Source organism: Oleiphilus sp. HI0086 (genome assembly GCF_001635225.1).
Map to the genome: position 1 here is coordinate 1 of NZ_LWFZ01000695.1, position 7,367 is coordinate 7,367.

A 7,367-nucleotide genomic window follows, 5' to 3' on the forward strand; every position below is an offset into this window, starting at 1 on the left:
TTATTCTACCTTTTGTGAAGAACTTACAAAAAATCGGTATTACTGCAGAGCCACGGCTAATCGATACAGCTCAATACAAAGTACGGTTAGATCAATTTGATTACGATATGACGACTGTTTCTTTGTCTCAGGGTCAGGCCCCCAGTTACGAGCAACGAGACTACTTTCATTCCGATACGGTTAATATCGAGGGCAGCCAAAATTATGCGGGTATCAATGACCCTGTCGTTGACGACCTGCTTGGCCATGTATTGCGAGCCAGGACCCGCGCAGAACTGATAGTCGCAATGAATGCGCTAGACCGAGTACTCTTATGGAGACACTATAGCATTCCAAACTGGCACCTAAACTACCACCGTCTTGCCTATTGGGATCGATTTGCTCGTCCAAGCACTCAGCCGCCCTATAAGCTTGGTGTTGAGAACTGGTGGCGTAAAACAAGCAATGATTAGGGTTTCCCATTTCCTGTAACATTCCTGTCATAAAAACTTAATATCCTGTATTGGTCGTATCACACACAAAACGGGAATCAAGCAATGATCGCACAGAAACTACGTATACTTGGCTTATCAACGGTTATGGCTCTTGGTGTAGCTGCGTGCGCAAGCACGGATACAAAAGAAGCTACTTCAGCGTCTGAAACAATGCAAACGCAAACAAAGATGTCAGTAAAGGTACCGGCATTATATGAAGTACACCACGATGGCCGTATTTACTTTTTCTATGATAAAGCCTTATACCAATCTTTCCTTAAGACTGGGCATACTGCTTACATGGTTGCACGCATCGGTGCAGGCCCTAAAGGCGAAACCCTAAAGTTTGCTTTGACAGGCGAAGATAAGAAGAAGCGTTCAGGTATTCCAAGTATTGATCTGATTGAAGGCACTGTAGCGCCAGCCCAGCCATTCTATGGTGAAATGCGCATGGAAGGCCGAATCTACGTCTTCAGCACACTAGAAGATATGAATAGCGTTCGAAAAGTAGGCGAAGCACCTTATCGTTTCACAGAAATCGGTTCAGGACCAAAAGGCGAGACTGTTGTCTATGTGCTAAACAAGACAAACAAAAAGCACAAGCCGCTTGAATTGATTACAGAGTTCAAGAAGCAAAATAACATGTAGTTGATAGAACTGATTGCCTTATTTAAGCAATGAGGCAATCATTTATATGCAGTATTCATTTATTCCCTTATCGTGCTAGTAAGCAACGATCAACTGTAAAAATCGCTACTTATCTAACAGCCTGCCATCGTCACTTATAAGTCAGTGAGAGGAAGATTAAATAATCAATTCGTTCGACAAACGCATTATCCGCTATTAAAAAATAGCTATCCAGGTTGTTAAATATGGACACCCAGACTATATTTATCTTATGTCTAAGTGCCTGCCATCAAATTCAGTACTGTTACTTCTCACCACTCTCTTTTTATTGGGTTTATGTAGTGCATCTCACGCTACTTTTGAAGTTGGAACAACTTCCAGTTCACATACCCCTATTGGGCAAGGCATCCAGTACATAGAAGCACCTAACGCTGAGCAGACTATCGAATCAATATTGAGTAACGAACCCCGATGGCAAACCAGTACCCAGCAAATATTTAACCGGGGGTATAGTAATTCAGACTGGTGGCTTAAATTTGACGTAATAAATATTGGAAGCGACAGCCAGTTTTACCTAGAATTTGATTACCCTGTTCTCGATTATCTAGATGTCTATCTAGTTGCAAAAAATCAAATAATCGACAAACACTTTATGGGAGACAAACTTAGTTTTTCGGAGCGCCCACTTAAGCACCGCTTATTTATACTCCCCCTTGACCTGCCTTCGTCACAAAACATAAGGGTTTACGTTAGAGCCAAATCCTCAAGTTCACTGCAAGTCCCCATTAAGTTATGGCGCCCTGAAGCTCACCGACAAGCAGATAGCGCAACCAATCTCGTTCATGGCGTGTATATGGGAGGCATACTAGTAATCGCCATCTACAACCTCTTGGTATATCTGACCCTTCGAGACAAAGTGTACCTAATTTATGTCAGCTATATTTGTAGCATGTTAATGTTCTTGGCCAGTTTGAACGGTTGGTCTTTTCAATATTTGTGGCCGGAAAGCACTTCCTGGAACGATACGTCCACGCTCATATTCCTGAATGGCGTTCTACTTTTCGCAGTACTTTTTGCTAAGTACTTCCTAAAACTTAGCGAACTAAAAAACCAGCTGTCCCTACAGGCAAATGTTTTGTCGGCTATTTGTTTGGCAGCTATGCTCTGTTACCTATGGTTTCCCTACAATTATTCAATTGTTTTTCTTATACCCTATGCTGCCTTTAGCTGCTTATGGGCACTGTCAGTTGGCGTATATGCTTGGTACGTGGGTCAAAAGTCCGCTGGTTTGTATGTCATATCCTGGACAGGGCTGTTAGTCGGTGGAATTTTATTAGCACTCAGTAAGTTCCAAATCATTCCCAGAAACATTATCACTGACCAATCAGTTCAGCTCGGTTCTTTGCTAGAAGCAATGTTACTTTCTTTTGCTCTTGCTCAGCGAATCAATCATGAACGCTCTGGAAGGATTGAAGCTCAGGAGCACGCTTTAGCAGTTCAAAAACAAGCGAACGATGAATTAGAAGAAAATGTCGCAGCACGAACCAAGGAGCTGGAAATAGCGAATCAACGCCTAAAAGAGCTTAGCGACACTGACCAACTAACCGGCATTAAGAATCGCCGTTATCTTGATCAATATGTCGATCAGGAGATCATCCGAGCAAGACGATACCAGCACCCCGTTTCAATACTACTCATTGATATCGATCATTTTAAAGCTGTAAACGACAACTTTGGCCATTTGGTTGGTGATATTTGCATACAGGCCGTTGCTTCTGAGCTCTCAACACAATTGCGCTTTCCTACCGACCTAGCCGCTCGATATGGCGGAGAAGAGTTTTGCATCGTGTTACCTCAAACGGGGCTAGAGGGAGGAATCGTTGTCGCTGAGCGAATTCGAAAACGTATCGATCAGTATGTCATTGAAGCTGAGGGTTTTGATCAAGCTGTCACCGTAAGTATCGGTGTTTATTCTACGATACCTGAAAAAACAGATACAGCTAAGCATCTCTTGGAAAATGCAGATAATGCGCTTTATTCTGCAAAACGAAATGGCCGAAACCGTGTGGAAAGCTATCAAACGAAGCATCAGCAATAATAAAGATTAGTTATTACAGATATGTACTTAGGAGAGTAGGAACTATAACCCGCCCCTTTCGCCATGTCGTCTAAAAACGTGCCTGGGCTTTTACTTTGCGATGAGCTCAATCAGGTAAAAATAGCCTAAACATCATTCTAAATATTGGGGTCATAAATATTGGGGTCAGAGTAACATTCACTCATATCCATGTCCGCAATGTCGTGACTGCTAGTATAAACTTGGGCTTATGTCAGAGGCAGGAAGGTGAAGATAGCAGGCTTCGAGAAAGGTAGCACTCTGTGTTCTTTTCGTTAGTCCACCACATGCAGGTTTGGCTGAATAATCTCTATCTTGATAGGGTGCGCCGCGCGCACCGGCGAAGATTATGCCCTTCGCTGCCAGAAGGTTCCACCATCAGTATGACTCTGCTCCGTGCTAGCCCGCTTGCGAGCCGTGGAAGGCTCTGCTTACTGGTTAGGGGGTTACCTCAATTTATGTTTGTTTGAGCCACAGGGTTCAGCGGTGCGCATGGCGCACCCTATTAGAGTTGTCTGAGTATTAAATGCGGACATTCATGCCTAAGCAACCCTGTCACGCTGGGCCTAAACGCTATTTTAAAACTATAGGCCGAGTTCGGACCATTAAAATGAAGGCGAAGGAAAATCATCCTCGGGTTCGTCCTTCTTAATTTCTTCAAGGCTTAATTCCAAACCGCTGGACGTGACCATGGTGTCTTTAGACGGTTCACTTGAATCCCCTTCTCCACCATTCGAGTCATTTAGCTTGATCTTCAAGCGAAGGTTATTAGCAGAGTCAGCGTTCTTAATAGCTTCTTCAAGAGATATTTTGCCTGCTTTGTGTAGATTGAATAAAGCGGTATCGAATGTTTGCATCCCTAAACCTTGGGATTTTTCCATAATTTCCTTTATGCCTTCAATCTCTCCACGCAAGATTAATTCGCTGATAGTTGGCGTTCCTAAGAGAATCTCAATGGCCGCCGCACGCTTTCCATCTACTGTTGGTATTAGACGTTGAGAAATAAATGCACGCATATTCAGTGCTAAATCATTGAGTAGCTGAATACGTCGGTCTTCAGGGAAGAAGTTGATAATTCGGTCGAGCGCCTGGTTTGCGTTGTTAGCGTGGAGCGTAGAAATACAGAGATGGCCAGTTTCAGCAAAGGCTAGCGCGTGCTCCATCGTCTCTCTGTCCCTGATCTCACCAATTAGAATAACATCCGGCGCCTGACGCAGAGTATTCTTAAGCGCGGCTCTATAGCTTCGGGTATCAACCCCGACTTCACGTTGGTTTATTACACTCTTCTTATGTTTATGGACGAACTCTACAGGGTCCTCGATAGTGATAATGTGACCACCTGCGTTCGAGTTACGGTGATCTATGAGTGCTGCGAGAGAGGTAGATTTGCCCGAACCTGTACCACCAACAAATAACACTAGGCCACGTTTAGCCATTACGACCTCTTTTAATACTTGCGGTAAACCCAGGTCATCAGCCTTTGGAATCTCTGTGACGATATTACGTGCAACGATTGAAATCTCGTTTCGCTGTTTGAATATATTGATACGGAAGCGACCAACACCGGAAATTGTATAGGCTAGGTTCATTTCTAGCTCTTGCTCAAATTCCTTTGTTTGTTCGCTATCCATCACGCTATATGCAATATCTTGTATTACCCCAGGCTGTAAAGGCTCTTGCTCTAGCGGTTTTAACTTTCCGTGAAACTTTGCGCAAGGCGGCGCGCCGGTACTTAAATACAAATCAGAACCGTCATTACGTGCTAGCACAGTTAAGTATTTTTCAAATTTCATCGAGAATATCCTATTCGTCAGATCAAGAGAGTAAAGAAATCTAGACAATAAGAAATAGACTATATGTGTGGGTTTCGCCAGCTTGAAATGATTTGATGGATACTTGAGCGGTAAAAACGTGAAGTATGAGAGGTAGTACAAGAAGGGAGGAAGAATTGAGCCATATTGTTTATGTAAAACTGAAAATATGGCTCAATCAGAGCTAACTACTGTTCTAACAAGATGCGTAACATTCTTCTTAGAGGTTCAGCAGCACCCCATAGTAGCTGATCACCTACAGTAAACGCTGAAATATACTCCGGCCCCATTGTAAGCTTACGAATACGACCAACAGGAATGCTTAGCGTACCAGTTACTTCAGTAGGTGTAAGCTCATTAATCGTTTGCTCACGATCATTCGGAATAACCTTAACCCAGTCGTTCGCCTTCGCTAATTTTTGCTCAATCTCTTCCACTGAAATATCTTTCTTCAGCTTGATCGTTAAGGCCTGGCTATGACAACGCATTGCGCCAATACGCACGCACAGGCCGTCAATAGGGATCGGTGTGTCTTCAATGCCTAGTATTTTGTTTGTCTCGGCGCCAGCTTTCCACTCCTCCCTGCTTTGCCCTGAAGGTAGCTGGGTATCGATCCAAGGAATCAGGCTACCCGCAAGCGGCACACCGAATTGGTCTTTTGGAAACTCATCAGAACGCAGCCTTTCAGCGACCGCTTTGTCGATATCAAGGATTGCGCTTGCAGGGTCTGATAGTGGATTAATTACAGTATTATGAATATCACCCATCTGCGAGATTAGTTCACGCATATGCTTGGCACCAGAACCTGAAGCTGCTTGATAAGTCATGGGTGAAACCCACTCAATCAAGTCTTCAGCAAACAAACCACCTAGCGCAATCAGCATTAAGCTGACCGTACAGTTTCCGCCAACGTAGTTCTTAACGCCTGATGCCAGGCCTTTATCGATCACGTCACGGTTAACAGGATCGAGCACGATAATCGCTTGATCATCCATACGAAGCGCAGAAGCTGCGTCAATCCAGTAGCCGTCCCAGCCTGAGTCTCTCAGTGGCTGAAATACCTCTTTGGTATAATCACCACCCTGACAAGTAATGATGACATCCATTGCTGATAATTCAGCAATGTCGGTTGCGCTCTTAAGCTTTTTCTCACTTTGACCAACATCTGGCGCATCTTGGCCAGCCTGTGAGGTTGTGAAGAAAATAGGCTCAACCAATGAGAAGTCGTTTTCTTCTTTCATGCGCTGCATTAGCACGGAGCCTACCATGCCTCGCCAACCAACAAGTCCTAATTTTTTCATCTTGAAAACTCTTTTAAATAATCCAATAAGTCTGTTTTATCGCTCAAAATCTACAAATAACCAAGGTGCTTCAGCTTTTCTTTTCTCTTCATAAGCCTTGATTGCTTCGACGTTTTCTAGCGTTACGCCAATATCATCCAAACCGTTTAACAAACAGTGCTTACGGAAGTCATCGACTTCGAAGCTGTATACTTTACCACTCGGTGAAGTCACGGTTTGTTGCTCTAAATCAATACTTAGTTCATAACCTTCGTTTGCGAATAATTCGTTGAAGATTACGTCAACATCTTCTTCACTCAGAACGATCGGTAAAATACCGTTCTTGAAGCAGTTGTTGAAGAAAATATCCGCAAAGCTCGGCGCGATAACAGCACGAAAGCCATAATCATCAAGCGCCCAAGGCGCATGTTCACGAGATGAACCACAACCAAAGTTTTGACGTGCAATAAGAATATTTGACCCCTGATAGCGCGCCTGGTTAAGCGAAAAGTCCATATTCAATGGGCGCTTTGAACAGTCTTGCCCAGGATAGCCTTCATCCAAATAGCGCAACTCATCAAATAAGTTAATACCAAAGCCCGTGCGCTTGATCGACTTAAGGAACTGCTTTGGCATAATCATATCGGTATCGACATTGGCACGATCAATCGGAGCAACGATACCTTTAACTTGTGTAAACTTTTTCATCGCTTTTACCCCTTAATAAATTCACGTACATCAACAAAGTGACCGGCTATGGCAGCCGCAGCGGCCATGGCAGGGCTAACCAAATGCGTACGACCACCAAAGCCTTGGCGACCTTCGAAATTACGGTTTGAAGTTGAAGCGCAATGCTCGCCTTCACCCAACTTGTCTGCATTCATTGCCAAGCACATTGAGCAACCCGGTTCACGCCATTCAAAACCGGCTTCTAAGAAAATCTTATCCAGCCCTTCTTGCTCAGCTTGCTCCTTGACCAAGCCAGAGCCTGGAACAATCAGCGCCTGCGTTAAAGAGTCTGCAACCTTGCGCCCCTTGACCACTTCTGCTGCCGCTCTAA

General features: G+C 44.1%; 6 protein-coding genes and 1 pseudogene. 3 read left to right on the forward strand and 4 right to left on the reverse strand.

Annotated features, from left to right (window positions below; translation table 11 throughout):
* The 3 genes and pseudogenes from A3756_RS27665 to A3756_RS11045 all read left to right on the forward strand — a co-directional run.
* A pseudogene (locus A3756_RS27665) lies at window positions 1-452 on the forward strand (ABC transporter substrate-binding protein); the annotation flags it as partial.
* Window positions 453-536: 84 nt separating this feature from the next.
* On the forward strand, window positions 537-1,121 hold the full coding sequence (locus A3756_RS11040; protein WP_068510282.1) for a hypothetical protein: 585 nt from the start codon (window positions 537-539) through the stop codon (window positions 1,119-1,121).
* A gap of 250 nt (window positions 1,122-1,371) precedes the next feature.
* On the forward strand, window positions 1,372-3,198 hold the full coding sequence (locus A3756_RS11045) for a diguanylate cyclase (protein WP_068553501.1): 1,827 nt from the start codon (window positions 1,372-1,374) through the stop codon (window positions 3,196-3,198).
* Between the two features lie 623 nt (window positions 3,199-3,821).
* On the opposite strand, the gene A3756_RS11050 is transcribed toward A3756_RS11045, so the two are convergent.
* The 4 genes from A3756_RS11050 to A3756_RS11065 form a co-directional block, all read right to left on the reverse strand.
* Window positions 3,822-5,009, reverse strand: coding sequence for a PilT/PilU family type 4a pilus ATPase (locus tag A3756_RS11050; RefSeq protein WP_068553502.1), 1,188 nt, complete (start codon window positions 5,007-5,009; stop codon window positions 3,822-3,824).
* A gap of 206 nt (window positions 5,010-5,215) precedes the next feature.
* Window positions 5,216-6,328 (reverse strand): aspartate-semialdehyde dehydrogenase, encoded by a 1,113-nt coding sequence (gene asd, locus A3756_RS11055; protein WP_068510289.1) that lies wholly within the window; start codon window positions 6,326-6,328, stop codon window positions 5,216-5,218.
* Window positions 6,329-6,364: 36 nt separating this feature from the next.
* Window positions 6,365-7,015, reverse strand: a complete 651-nt coding sequence (leuD, locus tag A3756_RS11060) for a 3-isopropylmalate dehydratase small subunit (protein WP_068510291.1) — start codon at window positions 7,013-7,015, stop codon at window positions 6,365-6,367.
* Between the two features lie 5 nt (window positions 7,016-7,020).
* On the reverse strand, window positions 7,021-7,367 hold a 347-nt coding region (locus A3756_RS11065; RefSeq protein ID WP_255376515.1), incomplete at its 5' end, for an aconitase family protein.

Excerpts from the sequence above, each read along its gene's own strand:
- A3756_RS11050 (WP_068553502.1), bottom strand. The coding sequence starts at position 5,009 with ATGAAATTTGAAAAATACTTAACTGTGCTAGCACGTAATGACGGTTCT.
- asd (WP_068510289.1), bottom strand. The coding sequence starts at position 6,328 with ATGAAAAAATTAGGACTTGTTGGTTGGCGAGGCATGGTAGGCTCCGTG.
- A3756_RS11040 (WP_068510282.1), top strand. The coding sequence starts at position 537 with ATGATCGCACAGAAACTACGTATACTTGGCTTATCAACGGTTATGGCT.
- A3756_RS11045 (WP_068553501.1), top strand. The coding sequence starts at position 1,372 with ATGTCTAAGTGCCTGCCATCAAATTCAGTACTGTTACTTCTCACCACT.
- leuD (WP_068510291.1), bottom strand. The coding sequence starts at position 7,015 with ATGAAAAAGTTTACACAAGTTAAAGGTATCGTTGCTCCGATTGATCGT.